We start from the raw sequence: 17,285 nt of genomic DNA on the forward strand, positions 1-17,285 counted from the left end.
CCGGTCGGGGTCCGCTCAGCGGATCTCGACCAGGCGGGCGAAGACGACGACGTTCCCGTCGTAGCCGTTCTGCTGGGAGAAGCCGCCGCCGCAGGTGATGACCCGCAGCTCGGCTGCCCCCTTGGAGGCGTAGACCCGGTCGCCGGGGAAGGCGTTCTTCGCGAAGACCTCGACGCCGTAGATCTCGAACACGGCGGTCCTCGCGTCCTGGCGCGCGACCTCGACCCGGTGTCCCTTCTTCAGCGCCCCGAGCCCGTAGAACACCGCCGGCCCCTGCGCGTTGTCGACGTGGCCGACGACGACGGCCGTGCCCTTCTCGCCCGGCGAGACGGCGCCCGTGAACCAGCCCGCCAGGTTCGGGTCCTGCGGCGGTGGCGCGTCCACCCAGCCCTCCGCGTCCAGCCCCACCGGCATCACCGGCGCGTCCACCTGGATCGCCGGGATCCGGACCCGGTCGGGCACCGCGTACGGCAGCGGCTGCACCGCCCCGGCCAGGACGTCGACGGGCACCCGGCTGTCGGCGGCGGCCGCGCCGGCCGGCTGCGGCGGGCCCACGTCGAACTCCCCCGAACCGTTCCGGATGAGCGCGAGTCCGGTGAGCAGGACCAGCGCTATCACGCCCCACGGGGCGCGCCGCTTGCGCGGCGCCTCCTCTTCGGCTTCGGCCGGCCAGAAAGCAGACATTCGCCTTCCCCTCTCGACACAGCCGTCGCCGTGTCACTCGCGCATGACGAAAACGCTAAATCGCGGGTGCGCAACCGGCGACGGGGCGGCGGCGAACGGGTGGCCCCGGGCGGGACGAGGTGCGCCATCCGGGGTGGAGCCCGACGAAGATTTTCTGACGGTCCGTGACCTGCGGCGATATCCCCTCCCGCGGTTTTCCGCGAGGGGGAGGCCTCACCGGTACGGACCATCGCCGAAATGCGGGTGCGGGCAGGGCAACTGAGGGTCTTTCTGGGAGGCGCTTTCTCGCCGATCGACCGGGGACGGGACCCGGGGCGCCTTCCGCGGAGGATCACATGCGCAACTCACGTGCCCTGGCGGCCGCCGGCGCCGCGGTCGCCGTCCTCGGGGTCGCCGCCCCGGCGGCCGTCGCGGACTCCGGTCGGGTGCCCAACCCGTCCAACATCGTCGCCCTGCCCAGCGTCATCGCCGCCGGCGGGCAGCTGACCATCACCGTCGACGGCTGCCCCCACGGCGGTACGGCGACCTCCAACGCGTTCCCCAAGACCGACCTGACGCCCATCCACGGGGCCAACGACACGTCGAAGGGGACCGCGACCGTCGACGCCGACGCCCGCCCCGGTCCGTACGACATCACGGTCCACTGCTCCGGCAGGAGCCTGACCCGTCCGGCCGCCTTCACCGTCATCGGCGGTGTCCGCGGCGGTATCGGCGGCAGCAGCACCAGCGGGGCGACCCCGACCGACATCGCCATCGGCGGCGCGCTGGTGACCGCGGCGGTCGTCGGCAGCGGGGTCTTCTGGATGCGCCGCCGCGCCGAGAAGCGGATCTGAGCGGCTGTCCCCTGCGGGCCGCCGTTTCGCATCTGTCCGACAGCACCGTGCCCCGGATCCCACGACGGGATCCGGGGCGAAGCCCTGCCCGGCGCGGTCTCAGCCCCCGAGGTGCGGGAAGAGCCGCAGGAACGGGTCCGTCGACGCGGCGATGCCCCGGCCGTAGGGCGCGTCGAAGTCCCAGATCAGGAAGAGCAGGAAGGCGATCAGCGCGGAGAACAGCCCGGCGAGGACCAGCTCCCTGCTGGTGCGGCGGATCTGGAGCGCGAAGATCATGCCGATGGTGATCGCGGCCCCGGCGATCAGCCCGAACCACACCACGCCCGGCATGGTCTGCCCGGTCGACTCCGCCCGGGCGCTGCGCGCCTGGTCGGCGGCGGCCACCTGGTCCATGAGCGGCTGGTAGGCCTGCGCCTCGAAGTCCGTGCGCGGCTCGTAGTCGGTGACGCGGTGGCGGACGCGGTCGAGCAGCGCGGTGCCGCGTGCGGTGACCCGGCCGTCGTCGGCCATGGTCCGCCACTCGGTGGTCACGACGTGTCCGACATAGGCGTTGACATCGTCACGGATGCGGTCACGCACGTCAGCCGGGTAGACCCGTACGCGCTCCGTGATCTCGTGCAGGGCCACCGCCTCCGCCCGTACGTGCTCCTGGGCGGCGCTGCGTCCCTCCCAGACGCCGGCGATGGCGAGACCGAGGACGATGGCGTACACCACGCCGATCCACATCGTCATGTACTCGATGACGTCCGGGGTCTCGCTGGGATCCTCGTCGTCGGCCGCCCGGCGGTGCCGTACGAGGGTGATGACCACCACGACGGCACAGGCGGCCAGCATCGCGAGGGTGAGAACAAGCCATTCCGGCAAGAGGGCCTCCGGCGGAGAGTCGGATCGGGTCGGTCGTCAGCGCGGTGCGGTCGTCAGCGCGGACGGAGCGCGGCGATGGCGACCACCGCGGGCACCGTGATGAGCAGGACGAAGGTGAGCGGCGACGTGCCGCCGCGCGCGGTCCGCGCCGGGGCAGCGCGGTGGCGCGGGTAGCGCACGGGCTCCGCGGACGGGCGCGGCTCGGGCGTGGCCGACGGTGTCGGCGGGCGGGCCGGTGGGGGCGGCGGCGCGGGAGGTGACGGTCGGGGTGGCGGGGGCGGCGGAGTGGGGGCCGGGGCCGGCCGGGCGGCGGGTGGCGCCGGACGGGCCGCGGGCGGGGGCGGGGGTTTCGGTTCCGGGGTGGGGCTGGGGGTCGGGGGCGAGGGCGGCGTGGGTTCGGGCGGAGGCGTCGGGGAGGGCGTGGGCGTCGGTGGCGGTGTGGGGGTCGGGGTGGGGGTGGGCGTCGGTGGCGGTGGAGGCGGTGCGCAGGGCGGGGGGTCGGTCCAGGTGAGGTTTCCCGCGGCCGCCACCGCCTCCGTGCCGCCCGGCCCCGTCGAGGCGTACGCGCAGGCGTCGGCCGTCGCCGCGCCGGGTGCGCCGACGAGCGCCCACAGGAGCGTCGCCACCGCCAACGCGCGGACGCCGGCGCGGGATTGGGTCGTCAGGAGTGCTCGCACGACGAGGATCATGAGGCGCGGACGGTCCGGTCACGCCTCCGAGCCGGGTGATTGCCCCGAAGGAGTTAATGAAAGAAATCCGGGCCACGGTTGAACACGACCCGTGCTCCCATGCGTACCCATCGTCGAGCGGCGGCACAGCAGGGCGCTGCAACCCCCTTGCGATCATGTGGAGTTGACGATGAAGACCTCCTGGCGGACCGCCTCGCTGGTGGCGAGCGCCGCGGCGGTGCTGAGCCTGACCACGGCCTGCGGTCAGGACACCGCGCCGCCCGCCTCCAGCCAGAACGTGGGTGCCACGGCCGCGGCCGGGGACTACGGCGCCATCGGCAGCGGCAGTGGTTCCGGCACCGCGGCCGGCGGCGCCCAGGCATCGTCGAGCCCCTCGAACACGGCGGGCGAGCTGAACGCCTCCACCACCGCCGAACTGGGCAAGGTGGTGACCGACAGCCTCGGTCTGACCCTGTACCGCTTCGACCAGGACACGGCCGAGCCGCCCGCGTCCAACTGCGAGGACGACTGCGCCAAGACCTGGCCGCCGGTACCCGCCGACGACGCCACGGCCGGCGAGGGGATCGACGAGTCGCTGCTCGGGGAGGTCACCCGGTCCGACGGCACCAAGCAGCTCACCGTCGGCGGCTGGCCGGCCTACCGCTACGTCAAGGACGTCAACGCCGGTGACGTCAAGGGGCAGGGTGTGGGCGGCAAGTGGTACGCGCTGACCCCCGAGGGCAAGAAGGCGCAGGCGGCCGACCAGCCGGGGCTGTCCACCCGGCAGGACCCGAAGCTCGGCGAGATCGTCGTCGACGGCAACGGCCGGACGGTGTACCGCTTCATGAAGGACGAGGCCTGGCCGAAACCCGTCTCCGCCTGCACCGGCGCCTGCCTGGAGAAGTGGCCCGTGGTGTCGCCGGTGGACTTCGCGGACACCGAGGGCATCCAGAAGAAGGGCTACATGACCTTCACCCGCCCGGACGGCGCCGACCAGCAGACCATCGACTGCTGGCCCATCTACACCTTCGCCGGTGACAAGGCTCCCGGCGACACCAACGGTCAGGGCGTCGGCGGTACCTGGTACGCCGTGCGGCCCGACGGAAAGCCGGTCGGCGCGCCGGAGAAGTAGCAACCTCTCAGGCTGTCGTCCCCTCCGGACGCACCGGCCCCGGTCCGCCCCTCCGCAGCCCGCGGAGGGGCGGACCGTTGTGGCGTGTTCCACCGGAACCCCCCGGTACCCACCGCGACCCCGGGGGAATGATCGGCGCTTTTCTCCCGCAACTTCTCGACGGGTGAGGGAACTCTCCGGAATGCCTCGGACACTTCTCGTGACGCGTTCCTGAGGGCGTCAATTCGGCACGTGCCACTGGCAGTGACCGGGAACGGATGGTCATTTTCCGTTTGGGGTCGCTCCCTTGGCGGGCGATCAGTAGCCTCTGCTCTCGAACACCGGATCGCCTACGCCTTGGAGAGATACATGGAGCGTCCCGCCTGGGCCCCACGGAGCATCGACATCACGGTGCCCAGCGTCTCCCGGATGTACGACTACTACCTGGGCGGTTCGCACAACTTCGAGGTCGACCGGGAAGCGGCCCGCAGGGCCATGGAGTTCATGCCGGGCCTGCCCAAGATCATGCAGGCGAACCGTGCCTTCATGCGCCGGGCGGTGCGTTTCGCGGTCGACGAGGGCGTCACCCAGTTTCTGGACATCGGCTCCGGCATTCCCACGTTCGGCAACGTGCACGAAGTGGCCCAGGCGGCCGACCCGGACGCACGCGTGATGTACGTGGACCACGACCCGGTGGCCGTGGCGCACAGCCAGGCCGTCCTCGAGGGCAACGACGGCGCGGACATCGTCGCCGCGGACCTCCGCAAGCCGCAGGAGATCCTGAACAGTCCCGAGGTGCTGGGCCTGATCGACCTGAATCGGCCAGTGGCCCTGCTGCTCGTTGCCATACTGCACTTCGTGGAAGACGCGGACGACCCGTATGCGGCGGTGGCCGGACTGCGCGAGGCCCTGGCGCCCGGCAGCATGCTCGTGCTCACCCATGCCTCGTACGAGGGGATCCCGCTGCCGCCGGAGCGGGCCGAGGGTGCGGTGGACGTGTACCAGGACATTCGCAACCCGCTGATCATGCGCACGCGCGAGGAGATCGCGCGGTTCTTCGAGGGGTACGACATGGTGGAACCCGGACTGGTGCCGATGCCGCAGTGGCGGCCGGACACCGCACCGGAGGACGAGGATCCCTACGCCTTCTCCGGTTTCGCGGGCGTGGGGCGTACGGCGTGAGCGCGGAGCCGGACGGGCCGGAGGGCAGACTGCGCCGCTTCGCGACGATCTGGAGCCGGGCGGTCTTCCCGGTGACCTCGACGTCGTCGACCCGGCCGGAGTTCGAGGAGCTCCTGCTGCCGCTGGCCCGCCTGCTGAGCGAGGCGCTGCGGGCCAGGTCGTTCGACGCGGACGCGGGCAAGGCCGTCGGGGCCGCCCTGGTGCGGGCGCACTGCACCGACCCGGAGGCGCTCAGCCGCACGCTCGACTGCGTGGACGCCTATCTCGTGCTGTACTGCGGCGAGGACGGCGACCGCGAGGACCTGCGGGCGCGCAGCGCCAGGCTCCAGCACGCCATGGCCGCCGGGTTCGCGCAGGCGCTGCGCGAGCGGACCCTGGCCGAGCAGGAGGCCATCGCCCAGGCCGCGCTGGAGGCGCAGGGCGTGGTGGCGCGGGCCCTGCACGCCACCGAGGCCCGGTTCCGCGCGGTGTTCGAGGGCGCCGCCATAGGCATCGGCATCGCCGACCTGGAGGGCAACGTCCTTCAGGTCAACGGCGCGCTGCGGCGCATGTTCGGCCTGTCCGAGCAGTCCCTGCGCGGCCGCAAGGTCAGGGAGTGGGTCCACCCCGACGACGCCCCGCAGACCTGGCGGCTCTACGAGGAGCTGGTGAGCGGCGAGCGCGAGCACTACCACCTCGAGAAGGCGTTCTACCGCCCCGACGGAACGGTCCTGTGGACCAATCTGACGGTGTCCCTGCTGCGCGACGCCGACGGCGACCCGCAGTACCAGCTCGCCCTCATGGAGGACACCACCGAGCGCCGGCTGCTCAACCTCCGCCTGCGCTACGAGGCCACCCACGACGCGCTGACCGGGCTGCCCAACCGCACGTTCTTCTTCGAGCGCCTGGAGAAGGCGCTGAACGCCGGGGAGGGCCAGCGCTTCGGCCTGTGCTACCTGGACCTGGACGGTTTCAAGACCGTCAACGACAGCCTCGGGCACGCGGCCGGTGACCGGCTGCTCGTCGAGGTCGCCGACCGGCTGCAGGCCTGCGCCACCGCCTCCGGCGAGATGGTGGCCCGGCTCGGCGGCGACGAGTTCGTGGCGCTGACCACCGGCCCCGGCACCGAGCGCGCCGTGGACGAGCTGGCCGGCCGCATCATGAACGCGCTGCTCGCCCCGATCAGCGTCGACGGCCGGGAACTGACCGTGCGCGGCAGCATCGGCATCGTCGAGGGGCCGGCCGGGGAGCGCAGCGCGGCGGAGGTGCTGCGCAGCGCCGACATCACCATGTACCGGGCCAAGTCGGCGGGCGGCAACCGGTTCGAGCTCGCCGATCCGGAGGCCGACGCCCGCGCGATCACCCGGCACGGTCTCACCACGGCGCTGCCGACGGCCCTGGACCGGGGCGAGTTCTTCATCGAGTACCAGCCGCTGGTGCATCTCGGGGACGGCAGTGTCCGGGGCGCGGAGGCGCTGGTGCGGTGGCTGCACCCGCAGCACGGGGTGCTGTCCCCGGACCGGTTCATCCCGCTCGCCGAGCACACCGGGCTGATCGTTCCGCTGGGCCGCTGGGTGCTGGAGCAGTCGGTGCGCCAGGCCCGTGAGTGGCGGGAGCGGCACGGGGGCGCGGAGTCGCTGGGTCCGCTGCGCATCAACGTGAACCTCTCGCCCTGCCAGCTGACCCACCCCGGGCTGGTCCAGGACACCGTCGACATCCTGGAGCGCACGGGTGTGGCGCCGGACGCGCTGTGCCTGGAGGTGACGGAGTCGGCGCTGATCGGCGCGGACGACGATCTGCTGAAGCCGCTGCGCCGGCTGGCGGAGATGGGCGTCGACATCGCGCTGGACGACTTCGGCACCGGCTACTCCAACCTGGCCAATCTGCGCCGCCTGCCGGTGAGCGTCCTGAAGCTGGACCGCTCCTTCACCCAGAGCATGCAGCAGTTCCCCGCCGACCCGGTCGACCTGAAGATCGTCGAGGGGATCGTCTCCCTGGCCCACAGCCTCGACCTGGCGGTCACGGTGGAGGGCGTGGAGACGGGGGCCCAGGCCGAGCAACTGCGCATCCTCGGCTGCGACACGGCCCAGGGCTGGTACTACGCCCGCCCGGGCCCACCGGAGCGGCTCCACGAACTGGCCCTGGTGGACGCGACGGGCTGATCAGGTCACCCGGTCGCCTGACAATCCTGGGCACGCGGCTCGTACGCGCCTGCGGGTGCCCGGCGGCCGGTCGCGCCGTTCCCCGCGCCCCTGGAGGGGCCGGGGTGCGTGCGATCATGCGCGGATGACCGACGAGACAGACGCGGTGCGCGCGGCGATCGAGGGCGAGCTGCGCCTCATGGACCCGGCCGTCCGGTCCTCACGCGCGGAGGCCGTACGCCTGCTGGACCCCGAGTTCACCGAGGTCGGCGCGTCCGGCAGGCGGTACACGTACGCGGAGATGGTCGCCGAGCTGCCCGACCACCCGGGCGGTTCGGCGGACGGCCCGGTCTACGAGCCGTCCGGCTTCACCGGTGTCCTCCTCGCGCCCGGTCTGGTGCACCTCACGTACGAGACGTGGTTCGACGGGCGGCGGGCGCGGCGCAGTTCGCTGTGGCGCAGGCGCGACGAGAGGTCGGACTGGCGCATGTACTACCACCAGGCCACCCCGGTGCCGCCGGACGTCGGGCGGTGATCCGGGGCCGGACATGCGTGGTGTCTTCCTTCGGGGGCGTCGCGGGGGCATCATGATCCGCCGTCAGCCGTTTGCCGATCGCGAAGAGGTGAGGCGCATGGCCGGGCTCCGGACGGGTGAGGGCATTCTCCGCCGCAAACCCATCGAGCACATCGAGGAGACGGAAGTCGGCGAGGGTACGCGGCTGGAGCGCACCCTCGGCCTGTGGCAGCTGACCGCGATCGGCGTGGGCGGCATCATCGGCGCCGGCATCTTCACCCTCGCGGGAACGGTCGCCAACGGCACGGCGGGGCCCGCGGTGCTGATCTCGTTCCTCGTCGCCGGTGTCGCCAGCGCCGCCGCCGCGCTGTCGTACGCGGAGTTCGCGGGGATGATCCCGAAGGCCGGTTCGGCCTACACGTACGGGTACGCGGTGCTCGGCGAGCTGGCGGGCTGGTTCATCGGCTGGGACCTGCTGCTGGAGTACACGGCGATCGTGGCGGTGGTGGCGATCGGCATCTCCGGCTACTTCAGCTTCCTGGTGAACGAGATGGGCGCCGACCTGCCGAACTGGATGCTCGGCGCGCCCGGCACCGGTGACGGCCACCGCGTCGACCTGTTCGCGGCCCTGCTGTGTCTGCTGATCGCCTTCCTGCTGAACCTCGGCATCAAGAACGCGGCCCGTTTCGAGACGGTCGTCGTGGTGCTGAAGGTGCTGGTCGTGCTGCTGGTGATCGCGGTCGGCGTGTTCCACATCGACACCGCGAACTACAACCCGTTCTTCCCGTACGGCGTGGGCGGCGCGTTCACCGGCGCGGCGACGGTGTTCTTCGCGGTGTTCGGCTACGACGCGATGTCGACGGCGGCCGAGGAGTCGAAGGACGCGCAGCGGCACATGCCGAAGGCGATCATCTACTCGCTGATCATCTCGATGGTCCTGTACGTGGCGGCGTGCCTGGTGCTGACGGGCATGCAGAACCACAAGGACATCGACCCGGAGAGCGGCTTCTCCACGGCGTTCAAGTCGGTCGGGCTGAGCGGGCTCGCGGACGTGATCGCGGTGGGCGCCATCATCGGCATCCTCACGGTGATGTTCACGTTCATGCTGGGCGTCACACGGGTGTGGTTCGCCATGTCGCGCGACGGGCTGCTGCCCCGCTGGTTCGCCAAGACCCACCCGACCCGGCACGTGCCGACGCGGGTCACCTGGATCGTCGGGGTGGCGTCGGCCGCCATCGCCGGGTTCCTGCCGATCGGCGAGGCGGCCGAACTGACCAACATCGGGATCCTGCTGGCGTTCGTCGTGGTGTGCACGGCGGTGATCGTGCTGCGCTACCGGCAGCCGGAGCTGCCGCGCACCTTCCGCACGCCGTGGATGCCGGTGGTGCCGGCGCTGGGCGTGGTCTTCTCGATCTGGCTGATCACGTTCCTGCAGTGGCAGACCTGGGCGCGGTTCGCCGTGTGGTTCGCACTGGGACTGGTGATCTACTTCGCCTACTCCTACCGCCGTTCGGAGCTGGCGCGGCGTTAGAGCCCGCGGAGGAAGTCCAGCAGGATCCGGTTGAACGGTTCCGGCCGCTCCATGTTCGGGTAGTGGCCGGTGCCGTCGAGGGTGACGGCCCGGCCGTCGGGGACGGCCCCGGCGAGGCGCCGGGCCGCGTCGTGCAGTTCGGCGGGTTCGAGGGCGCCGTTGACGGCGAGCACCGGGACAGCGATCTCCGCCAGGCGGGGCCAGGAGCCGGTCACACGCACGAGCAGGTCCTTCTCGTCCGGCGTGTGCTTGGAGAGGGTGTGGAGCGCCATCTCCCGCAGCCGGCGCAGGATGTCGGGGTCGACGTCGTCGGTGGTCCGCTGGGGGCCGGGCAGGACGCGGAGGAAGGCCTTGAGCCAGGCCTCCACCTCGCCGGCGGCCAGCGCCCGGTTGCTCTCGGCCTGGACCTCCTGGTGCCAGGGGTCGGTGTACCGGAAGTCCCCGGTCGCGGCGCCGCAGGTGACCACCGCGCGGACCAGTCCGGGGTGTTCGAGCACCGTGTCGGTGGCGATCACGCCGCCCATCGAGAGGCCGACGAGGACCGCGGGCCCCGCGTCGAGGTGGCGCAGCAGTCCGGCCAGGTCGTCGGCCCAGCGGAACGGCCCGGTGGCGTTGGCCGAGAAGCCGTGGCCGCGCACGTCCGGGGCGATCACCCGGTGGTGCGCGGCGAGCGCCGGGATCTGGGCGTCCCAGACCCGGTGGTCGACGTACCCGGAGTGGATCAGGACCACGGGGTCGCCGGAGCCGGTGTCGAGGTAGGCGAGATCGCCGTCGGCGGAGGGGAAGAAACGCAGATCCGAAGCACCAGTCATGACAACCAAGGTGTCATCTTGGGGCGACTTTGGCAACCAGGGTGTCATGATGAGGGAGTGAATGAGATGGACAAGCCCCTTCCCCCGGACGAGCTCGGCCGCCGCCTCACCGAGGTGTACGACCTGGTCGGCCCCCTGTACCGGCGCGCCCAGCGCAGCGTGGAGCAGGGCCTGGCCCCCGACGACGGCCTGTCGCTGGGCGTGCGTGCCGTCCTGACCCTGCTGCACCGCAACGGGCCGATGACCGTGCCGCAGATGGGCAGGGCACAGGCGATCAGCCGGCAGTTCGTGCAGCGCATGGTGAACGACGCGGCGGCGCGGGGTCTGGTGGAGAGCATCCCCAACCCCGCCCACCGGCGGTCCTCGCTCATCCGTCCGACGCCGGAGGGCTCGGCGGCGATCGCCGCCGTCCTCGAGCGTGAGCACCTGCTGCTGCGGGAGGTCGGCGGAGACCTCACGGACGTCGAGGTGACGGCCTGTCTGCGGGTGCTCGGAGAACTGCTGCAGGCCCTGGACCACGTCGACCTCGGCTGACGCGCCTCACTCCCCCATCACGAGGCCGTCCTGCGCCGCGCCCCGGCTCAGCACCACGTCCCGGATGCGGTCGCGGACGGCCCGCACCTCGGCGCCGAGGGCGAGCGCCCGGTTGAGGTCGAGCGCCCGCCCGGCGTCCACGTCGAAGAGCTGCGGGACGAACTCGGCCCGGCTCACCTCCCAGCGTCCGCCGGGGCGGGACGGCGGGGCGAAGGTGAAGCGGGCCAGGGTGGACTGGTTGCCGCGCGGGTCCGGGAGGCCCTCGTGGTTGGTCATCGCGCCGGCGATCTGGTCGCCCATGCCGTAGACCACCCAGGTGTCGTTGACCTTCTCGTAGGCCTGCGGGACGTGGGCGTGGGTGCCGAGGATCAGGTCGATGTCGGGGCGGCCCCCGGTGGCCGAGGCAGTGAGCGAGCGGGCCAGCGCGAGCTGCTGCCGGTCGGGGGCCTCCTGCCATTCGGTGCCCCAGTGCAGCGACACGACGACGACGTCCGCTCCGGCCTCGCGGGCCGCTCGCGCGTCGGCGACGATCCGCGCCTCGTCGATCAGGTCGACGGCCCAGGACCGGTCCGGCGGCGGCGGACTGCCGTTGGTGCCGTAGGTGTAGGCGAGGTGGGCGACCCGCGCCGAGCCCGCGCGCAGCATGGTCGGGGTGCGGGCCTCACCCTCGGTGCGCGCCGAGCCCGCGTGGCGCACGCCCGCGCGGTCGAGGGCGTCCAGGGTGCGGCGGATGCCCTCGGTGCCGCCGTCCAGGGTGTGGTTGGAGGCGGTGGAGCAGCCGTCGTAGCCGGTGGCGGCGAGGGCGCGGGCGATCTCGGGCGGGGACTTGAAGAGGGGGTAGCCGGTGTAGTCGCCGCCCGTGCCGTAGATGGTCTCCATGTGGCACAGCGCCACATCGGCGGAGGCGACTACGGAGCGGACGCCGGAGAGCATCGGCGCGAAGTCGTACCCGGTGCCGCCCGCGTCGTAGTGGGCGCGTTCGATGACCGAGCTGTGGGGCAGCACGTCGCCGGAGGCGACCAGGGTGAAGGGGCGGGGCCCGGAGGCGGAGGGGGCCGGACGCCCCGGTTCCGGTGGCCGGTGGTCACGGGCCTGGCAGGCGGCGCCCGCGGCGAGGACGACGGTCAGGGCCAGGGCCACCTGCCGACTGCGTGTGATCATCGCTCCACTCCGCTGTAGTCGTATTTATGGATAAACAGGTAAGAATCACCGTCCCGTCCGTCGCTGTTCCGACACGCCCTTTAGGCCGTCCGGCGTGCGCGAACGACCTCCCCGACCGTTCGTCGAACCGTTCGTCGACGCGATCGACCGTCCGCCGCACGGTCCTGTGCACGCCCTGTCCCCGCGTGACGACGTGCGCTGCCATACGGCCATGACGGCCGGAATGACACTCACGAACGGGACGACCGCCGAGCACGAGCTCGCCGCACTGCAACGCGAGCACGGCCGGCCCCTCTTCGCGCTGCTGCTTCGGCTCTGCGACGGAGACCGGCAGCGCGCGGAGGATCTCGTCCAGGAAACGCTGGTGCGCGCCTGGCAGCACCCCGAGGCCCTGCGCGCCGAGGACTTCGACTCGGTACGGCCCTGGCTGCTCACCGTGGGGCGGCGGCTCGCGATCGACGCGCGCCGGGCCCGGCAGGCGCGGCCGGCCGAGGTCGGGGACGCCGTGCTGGAGAACGCGCGGGTGATCTCCGACCACGCCGAACGGGCCGCCGCGATGCTCGACGTGCGCGAGGCTGTGAAGACCCTCACGCCTGAACACCGTGAAGTCCTGGTGCTCGTGTACTTCCAGGGGGCGAGTGTGGCGGAAGCGGCGACAGCCCTCGGCATTCCGCCCGGTACCGTGAAGTCCCGCGCGTTCTACGCGCTGCGCGCCCTGCGCCGGGTGCTTCCCGGATACGCCTCCGACATGCGGTGAAACCGACCGCCGGGTCAAACCTCCGTAAAGCGCCTTGCCGACCACCCCGGTTGAGTAATCGGCTGTCCTCATCCGTGTTCCGGACCGGGGGCCCGGGTTCGGGCGACGCACGCACCGGAGGAAGGCAGGAAGGGATGCTGCACAGAGGTCGAGAGAGCACGGACGGCACCGGTGACGGTGAACTGACCGTCCCCATGGCCTGGTTGTACGCCGAGTACATCGCGGACGAGCTGCTGCGCAGCGGCGACCTCATGCCGCCGACGTCCTTCGAGTTCCGCGCCGGACGGGACGCGCTGGCGCTGACCGTCTTCCTGTCCGACACCGACGGCGAGCTGTCCGGCATCCGGGTGGTCACCCAGCTGGAGACCTGGCTGTCCCTGACCGCGTACGACCAGCCGTGGCAGGAGTGGGTGGAGCAGCGCCTGGCCGGTCTCGCCGCGGACGCCGCCGCGGCCGGCCGGACCGCGCCGGACCCGGACCTGGAACTGGCCCGCGGGGCATGGCGCTGGCTGCGCGAGACGGAGCTGCTGGCACCCGATCTGAACGCGGTGCCGGGCGGCGGCGCGCCGGGCGGCGAGGACGAGGGACCCAAGGTGTGGACACCGGCCTGGCAGCTCGGGCTGCCGCTCGGCCACCTCGCCATCCACCTCTTCTGATCCTTCGCGGAACCCGGACCAATCCGCGGGCCGGAGGGCTCCGAATCCTTTGGTCACGATTCGGCACGTGGCTTGAGTGAATCGGCTGCCTGGTGCGTACCGGTGGGAGCAAGGAGTAACCCCACCCACACCCAACGGCACGAGGATGCGGCATGAGGTCCCTGGAAAGGCACCGCGACGTCGGCGCGTACGCGCTCGGCGTGCTGGACGAGGCGGACGCCTTCCGCTTCGAGGACCACCTCACGGAGTGCCCTCGCTGCACCGTCCAGGTGACCGAATTCGGCCCTGCGGCACGGCAGTTGATGCTGTACCGCAGCTCCACCCCACGGCTGGTGCAGCCGCTGGCCGAGCCCGGTCCGCGGATGCTGGACCGGCTGCTGTCGCAGGTGGCCGCCCGCCGTCGCGCGGGGCGCCGCCGGCTGCTGTCGGCGCTGGCCGCCTCGGTGGTGCTCGCGGTGTCCGCGTCGGCGGTCGCGCTGGTGGCCGAGGACGGCGGCACGGGCGCCGTGAGCATCGCGGCGACCGACGAGTGGTCCGGGGTGTGGGCGCAGGTGACCACCGAGGACGCGGCCTGGGGCACCCTGGTGGAGCTGAAGGTCAAGGACGGCGCCGGTCCGCGCGCCTGCCGGCTGGTGGTGGTCGGCCGTGACGGGTCCGAGGAGACCGTGACCACCTGGGGCGTGCCCCGTCACGACGCCCGCCCCCACACGATGCTGGGCGGATCCGCCCTGCACACCGACAGGATCGCCCGCTTCGAGGTGCGCACGGCGGACGGCGAGCACCTGGTGACGCTGACACCGCCGTGAACCGGAAGGGACCGCCGAAGTCACTTCAGCAGGCGGGAGAGCCTGCGGTCGGCGAGGGGCTTCCCGCCGGTCTGGCAGGTCGGGCAGTACTGCAGCGAGGAGTCGCTGAAGGAGACCTCGCGGACGGTGTCCCCGCACACCGGGCAGGCCTCGCCGGTGCGGCCGTGCACCCGCAGTCCGCTCTTCTTCTCGGCCTTCAGCCGTCCCGCCGCGAGCCCGCGGGAGCGTTCCACCGCCTCGGTGAGCGTGCCGCGCAGGGCCCGGTACAGCCGTGCGGTCTCCTCCGGGGTGAGGGAGGCGGCGCGTGCGAAGGGGGACATGCGGGCCGCGTGGAGGATCTCGTCGCTGTAGGCGTTCCCCACACCCGCGATCAGGCCCTGGTCGCGCAGGGCGCCCTTGAGCTGCCGCCGCTCCCCCGACAGCAGCTCGGCCAGGCGCCGCTCGTCGAAGTCGTCGGCCAGCGGGTCCGGGCCCAGCCGGGCGACGCCCGGGACCTCCTTCGGATCCGCCACGACGTACACCGCGAGCCGCTTCTGCGTGCCGGCCTCGGTCAGGTCGAAGCCCGCGCCGGTCTCCAGGGCGACGCGCAGGGCGAGCGGGCCCTTGCCGGGGCGGGGCGGTCCGCTGGGCAGCCGGTCCTTCCAGTGCAGCCAGCCCGCCCGGGCCAGATGGGTGACGAGGTGCGGCCCGCCGTCCGTCTCCAGGCCGAGGAACTTGCCGTACCGGCGCACGGCGGTCACCTCGCGGCCCTCGACGGCCGTGAGCGGCGGGTCGTAGGTCTTCAGAACGCTGATCGCCACGGGCAGCACCCGGACGATCTCGTGGCCGGCCAGGTGCTCGGAGAGGAAGTCCTTGAGCGCCTCGACCTCGGGGAGTTCCGGCATACGTCCAGAGTGCCACCGGGTGCCCACGCGGTCAGGCCGTGTCGGACCCCTTGGCGACCAGGAACTCGCTCCACACGCACTTGCCGCCGCCGCGCGCCTCCACGCCCCACGCGTCGGTGAGCGTCTCGACCAGCAGCAGGCCCCGGCCGGAGACGCCCGACTCCCCCGCCTCACGGCGTCGCGGCAGGGCGCTGGAGGAGTCCTCGACCTCCACCCGCACGCGCCGCTCGCTGCCGGTGGTGACCCTGAGGGTGACCACCGCGGATCCCTCGGTGTGCATCAGGACGTTGGTGATCATCTCGTCGGCGACCAGCACGATCTCGTCGGCCCGGTCCGCCGCGCCCCAGCCCGCGACCGCGGTGCGGATCAGCCGGCGGGTGTCGGAGAGCGCCTCGGGGTCACCGGGAGGGACGTGCCGCGTGAGCCGGCCGCCCGGACGCGGGCTGTCCGAGACGCGGCGGCGCAGCACGAGCAGCGCCACGTCGTCGTCGCAGCCCCGCTCCTCGGCCACCTCGATGAGCCGGTCGGCGAGGTCACGCACGTCGTCGGGGCCGGCCTCGACCAGCGCGGACAGGGCCTCCATGCCGTCGTCGAGGTCGGCGCCGGGCCGCTCGACGAGGCCGTCGGTGCACAGCAGCAGGGTGTCGCCGGGGTCGAGCTCTATCGTGCCGACCGGGTAGTCGAGCCGGCCGAAGTCCGCCGACAGGCCGAGCGGCAGTCCGCCGGGCACGAGGACCCGGTGGCAGGAGCCGTCGGTGCGGCGCACCAGCGGGTCGATGTGACCGGCCCGGACCGTCTGGAGCACACCGGTGGCCAGGTCTGCCTCGGCGTAGAGGCAGGTCGCGGAGCGGTCGGTGTCGAGTTCGTGCAGGAAGACGGAGGCGCGGGCCATCACGGTGGCGGGCGGGTGGCCCTCGGCGGCGTAGGCGCGCAGCACGATGCGCAGCTGCCCCATGACGGCGGCGGCGTGCGTGTCGTGGCCCTGGACGTCACCGATGACGGCGCCGACCCGGCCCCCGGGCAGCGGGATCAGGTCGTACCAGTCACCGCCGATGTCCCGGCCGACGGAGCCGCCGATGGTGGCGGCCCGGTAGCGCACGGCGAGGTCGGCGCCGGAGACGCTGGGGATGGTGCGCGGCAGCATGGCCTGCTGCAGGCCCTGGGCGAGGTCCATCTCCTGCTCGTAGAACATCGCGCGCTGGAGGCTCTGGGAGATGCTGCTGCCCAGGGCGACCAGGATGTTGCGCTCCTCGGCGGAGAAGCCGCGCCGGTCGTTGTAGAGCAGGCCCATGGCGCCGATGGGGCGGGCCTGGACGATGAGCGGCAGATAGGCCGCCGAGGTGATGTCCAGTCCCGTGATGCCCTGCCACAGCTTCGGGTAGCGCTCGGCGAACTCCTCCGGGGACTCGATGAAGCAGGGGCTGAGGGTGCGCACCGCCTCGCTCATCGGGTACGCCTCGTCGATCCCGGTGACTTCGGTGCCCGGCACGAAGCTGTCCTCGGGTCCCTCGGCGATGAGCCGGATCCGCCCGGCCTCGACCAGCCCCATGACGAGGCTGGTGGCGCCCAGATGGGTGAGGCCGTGGGTGTCCTTGAGGACGTCGATGACGTCCTGCACGGTCCGGGCGTGGGCCAGGGCGGCGGTGGTGAGCTGGACGACGTTGGTCTGCTGGCGGCGGGCGGCCTGCTCGCGCCGGGCCTCGCTGTCGTCCAGTTCCTCGGTGGCGTCCCGGACGATGCCGATGATGCGGCAGGGCTTCCCGGTCTCGTCCCGGCGGATGTACCCCTGGGTGTGGGTCCAGCGCAGGGTGCCGTCGCGGCAGCGGACGCGGAAGTAGGCGCCGTAGTTCTCGCTGCCGTCCTTCAGCGCGTTCGAGACCACGGTGTCCAGGCGCCGGGCCTCGCCGGACGGCACCCGGCTCCCCAGGCTCTCGGGGTGGTCGTCGTACTCGTCGGGGCGCAGGTCGAAGATCTCGTGCGCCTGCGCGTCCATCTGCATCACCCCGGCGTCCAGGTCCCAGTCGAAGCTGCCCATGCGGTTGAGCGCCAGGATCGGATCCGGGTGGTCCGGCCAGTCGTCCGGGAGTGACAGGGGGCTCGCTCCCCGATCAGCCATGGCTTCACCATGCCAGGATTCGCGTGATTCCTCGACCGCTGGAGCCGATCCC

Annotated in this window: 17 protein-coding genes; 10 read left to right on the plus strand and 7 right to left on the minus strand. The window is 72.3% G+C overall.

Annotation, left to right across the window (positions count from 1 at the left end):
* Positions 1 to 15: 15 nt before the first annotated feature.
* Complete coding sequence (locus tag FHX78_RS02415) at positions 16 to 684, minus strand: class F sortase (RefSeq protein ID WP_145865805.1); 669 nt, start codon at positions 682 to 684, stop codon at positions 16 to 18.
* A 335-nt stretch (positions 685 to 1,019) separates the two neighbouring features.
* Between FHX78_RS02415 and FHX78_RS02420 the strand changes: the two genes are divergently transcribed.
* Complete coding sequence (locus FHX78_RS02420; protein ID WP_145865806.1) at positions 1,020 to 1,517, plus strand: hypothetical protein; 498 nt, start codon at positions 1,020 to 1,022, stop codon at positions 1,515 to 1,517.
* Between the two features lie 99 nt (positions 1,518 to 1,616).
* On the opposite strand, the gene FHX78_RS02425 is transcribed toward FHX78_RS02420, so the two are convergent.
* Positions 1,617 to 2,381 (minus strand): bestrophin-like domain, encoded by a 765-nt coding sequence (locus FHX78_RS02425; protein ID WP_145865807.1) that lies wholly within the window; start codon positions 2,379 to 2,381, stop codon positions 1,617 to 1,619.
* 53 nt (positions 2,382 to 2,434) lie between these two features.
* Entirely contained in the window at positions 2,435 to 2,560 is a 126-nt protein-coding gene (locus tag FHX78_RS37890) for a hypothetical protein (protein ID WP_268257197.1), read from the minus strand.
* 679 nt (positions 2,561 to 3,239) lie between these two features.
* Between FHX78_RS37890 and FHX78_RS02435 the strand changes: the two genes are divergently transcribed.
* The 5 genes from FHX78_RS02435 to FHX78_RS02455 all read left to right on the plus strand — a co-directional run bounded on the left by FHX78_RS02435 (position 3,240) and on the right by FHX78_RS02455 (position 9,507).
* Positions 3,240 to 4,181 carry an SCO0930 family lipoprotein gene (locus FHX78_RS02435; protein WP_145871578.1) on the plus strand — a complete coding sequence of 314 codons (942 nt, stop codon included), beginning with the start codon at positions 3,240 to 3,242 and terminating at the stop codon, positions 4,179 to 4,181.
* Between the two features lie 348 nt (positions 4,182 to 4,529).
* On the plus strand, positions 4,530 to 5,342 hold the full coding sequence (locus tag FHX78_RS02440) for an SAM-dependent methyltransferase (RefSeq protein WP_145865808.1): 813 nt from the start codon (positions 4,530 to 4,532) through the stop codon (positions 5,340 to 5,342).
* The gene (locus tag FHX78_RS02445; protein ID WP_145865809.1) at positions 5,339 to 7,483 is read left to right on the plus strand and encodes a putative bifunctional diguanylate cyclase/phosphodiesterase; all 2,145 of its coding nucleotides are present in this window, start codon (positions 5,339 to 5,341) and stop codon (positions 7,481 to 7,483) included. The genes FHX78_RS02440 and FHX78_RS02445 overlap by 4 nt, the downstream gene beginning before the upstream one ends.
* Before the next feature lie 124 nt (positions 7,484 to 7,607).
* Positions 7,608 to 7,997, plus strand: a complete 390-nt coding sequence (locus FHX78_RS02450; RefSeq protein WP_145865810.1) for a nuclear transport factor 2 family protein — start codon at positions 7,608 to 7,610, stop codon at positions 7,995 to 7,997.
* Between the two features lie 97 nt (positions 7,998 to 8,094).
* Positions 8,095 to 9,507, plus strand: a complete 1,413-nt coding sequence (locus FHX78_RS02455) for an amino acid permease (RefSeq protein WP_145865811.1) — start codon at positions 8,095 to 8,097, stop codon at positions 9,505 to 9,507.
* Here FHX78_RS02455 and FHX78_RS02460 read toward each other — a convergent pair.
* Positions 9,504 to 10,319: an alpha/beta fold hydrolase gene (locus FHX78_RS02460; protein ID WP_145865812.1), complete on the minus strand. Its 816-nt coding sequence runs from the start codon at positions 10,317 to 10,319 to the stop codon at positions 9,504 to 9,506. The two genes, FHX78_RS02455 and FHX78_RS02460, sit on opposite strands and share 4 nt — an antisense overlap.
* 66 nt (positions 10,320 to 10,385) lie before the next feature.
* Between FHX78_RS02460 and FHX78_RS02465 the strand changes: the two genes are divergently transcribed.
* Positions 10,386 to 10,853, plus strand: coding sequence for a MarR family winged helix-turn-helix transcriptional regulator (locus FHX78_RS02465; RefSeq protein WP_373313026.1), 468 nt, complete (start codon positions 10,386 to 10,388; stop codon positions 10,851 to 10,853).
* Positions 10,854 to 10,859: 6 nt separating this feature from the next.
* Here FHX78_RS02465 and FHX78_RS02470 read toward each other — a convergent pair whose 3' ends face one another.
* Positions 10,860 to 12,014 carry a CapA family protein gene (locus FHX78_RS02470; RefSeq protein WP_145865814.1) on the minus strand — a complete coding sequence of 385 codons (1,155 nt, stop codon included), beginning with the start codon at positions 12,012 to 12,014 and terminating at the stop codon, positions 10,860 to 10,862.
* A gap of 211 nt (positions 12,015 to 12,225) precedes the next feature.
* Here FHX78_RS02470 and FHX78_RS02475 point away from each other — a divergent pair, with 211 nt between their 5' ends.
* From FHX78_RS02475 to FHX78_RS02485, 3 genes are all read left to right on the plus strand, one after another.
* On the plus strand, positions 12,226 to 12,771 hold the full coding sequence (locus tag FHX78_RS02475) for a sigma-70 family RNA polymerase sigma factor (protein WP_145871579.1): 546 nt from the start codon (positions 12,226 to 12,228) through the stop codon (positions 12,769 to 12,771).
* 134 nt (positions 12,772 to 12,905) lie between these two features.
* Entirely contained in the window at positions 12,906 to 13,427 is a 522-nt protein-coding gene (locus tag FHX78_RS02480) for a hypothetical protein (RefSeq protein ID WP_145865815.1), read from the plus strand.
* A 152-nt stretch (positions 13,428 to 13,579) separates the two neighbouring features.
* Positions 13,580 to 14,233, plus strand: coding sequence for a zf-HC2 domain-containing protein (locus FHX78_RS02485; RefSeq protein WP_145865816.1), 654 nt, complete (start codon positions 13,580 to 13,582; stop codon positions 14,231 to 14,233).
* 20 nt (positions 14,234 to 14,253) lie between these two features.
* Here the strand turns inward: FHX78_RS02485 and FHX78_RS02490 are convergent, their stop codons facing one another.
* Positions 14,254 to 15,117 (minus strand): Fpg/Nei family DNA glycosylase, encoded by an 864-nt coding sequence (locus tag FHX78_RS02490; protein WP_145865817.1) that lies wholly within the window; start codon positions 15,115 to 15,117, stop codon positions 14,254 to 14,256.
* 31 nt (positions 15,118 to 15,148) lie between these two features.
* On the minus strand, positions 15,149 to 17,233 hold the full coding sequence (locus tag FHX78_RS02495; protein ID WP_145865818.1) for a SpoIIE family protein phosphatase: 2,085 nt from the start codon (positions 17,231 to 17,233) through the stop codon (positions 15,149 to 15,151).
* Between the last annotated feature and the right edge of the window lie 52 nt (positions 17,234 to 17,285).

The organism is Streptomyces capillispiralis, assembly GCF_007829875.1.
Taxonomy (GTDB): domain Bacteria; phylum Actinomycetota; class Actinomycetes; order Streptomycetales; family Streptomycetaceae; genus Streptomyces; species Streptomyces capillispiralis.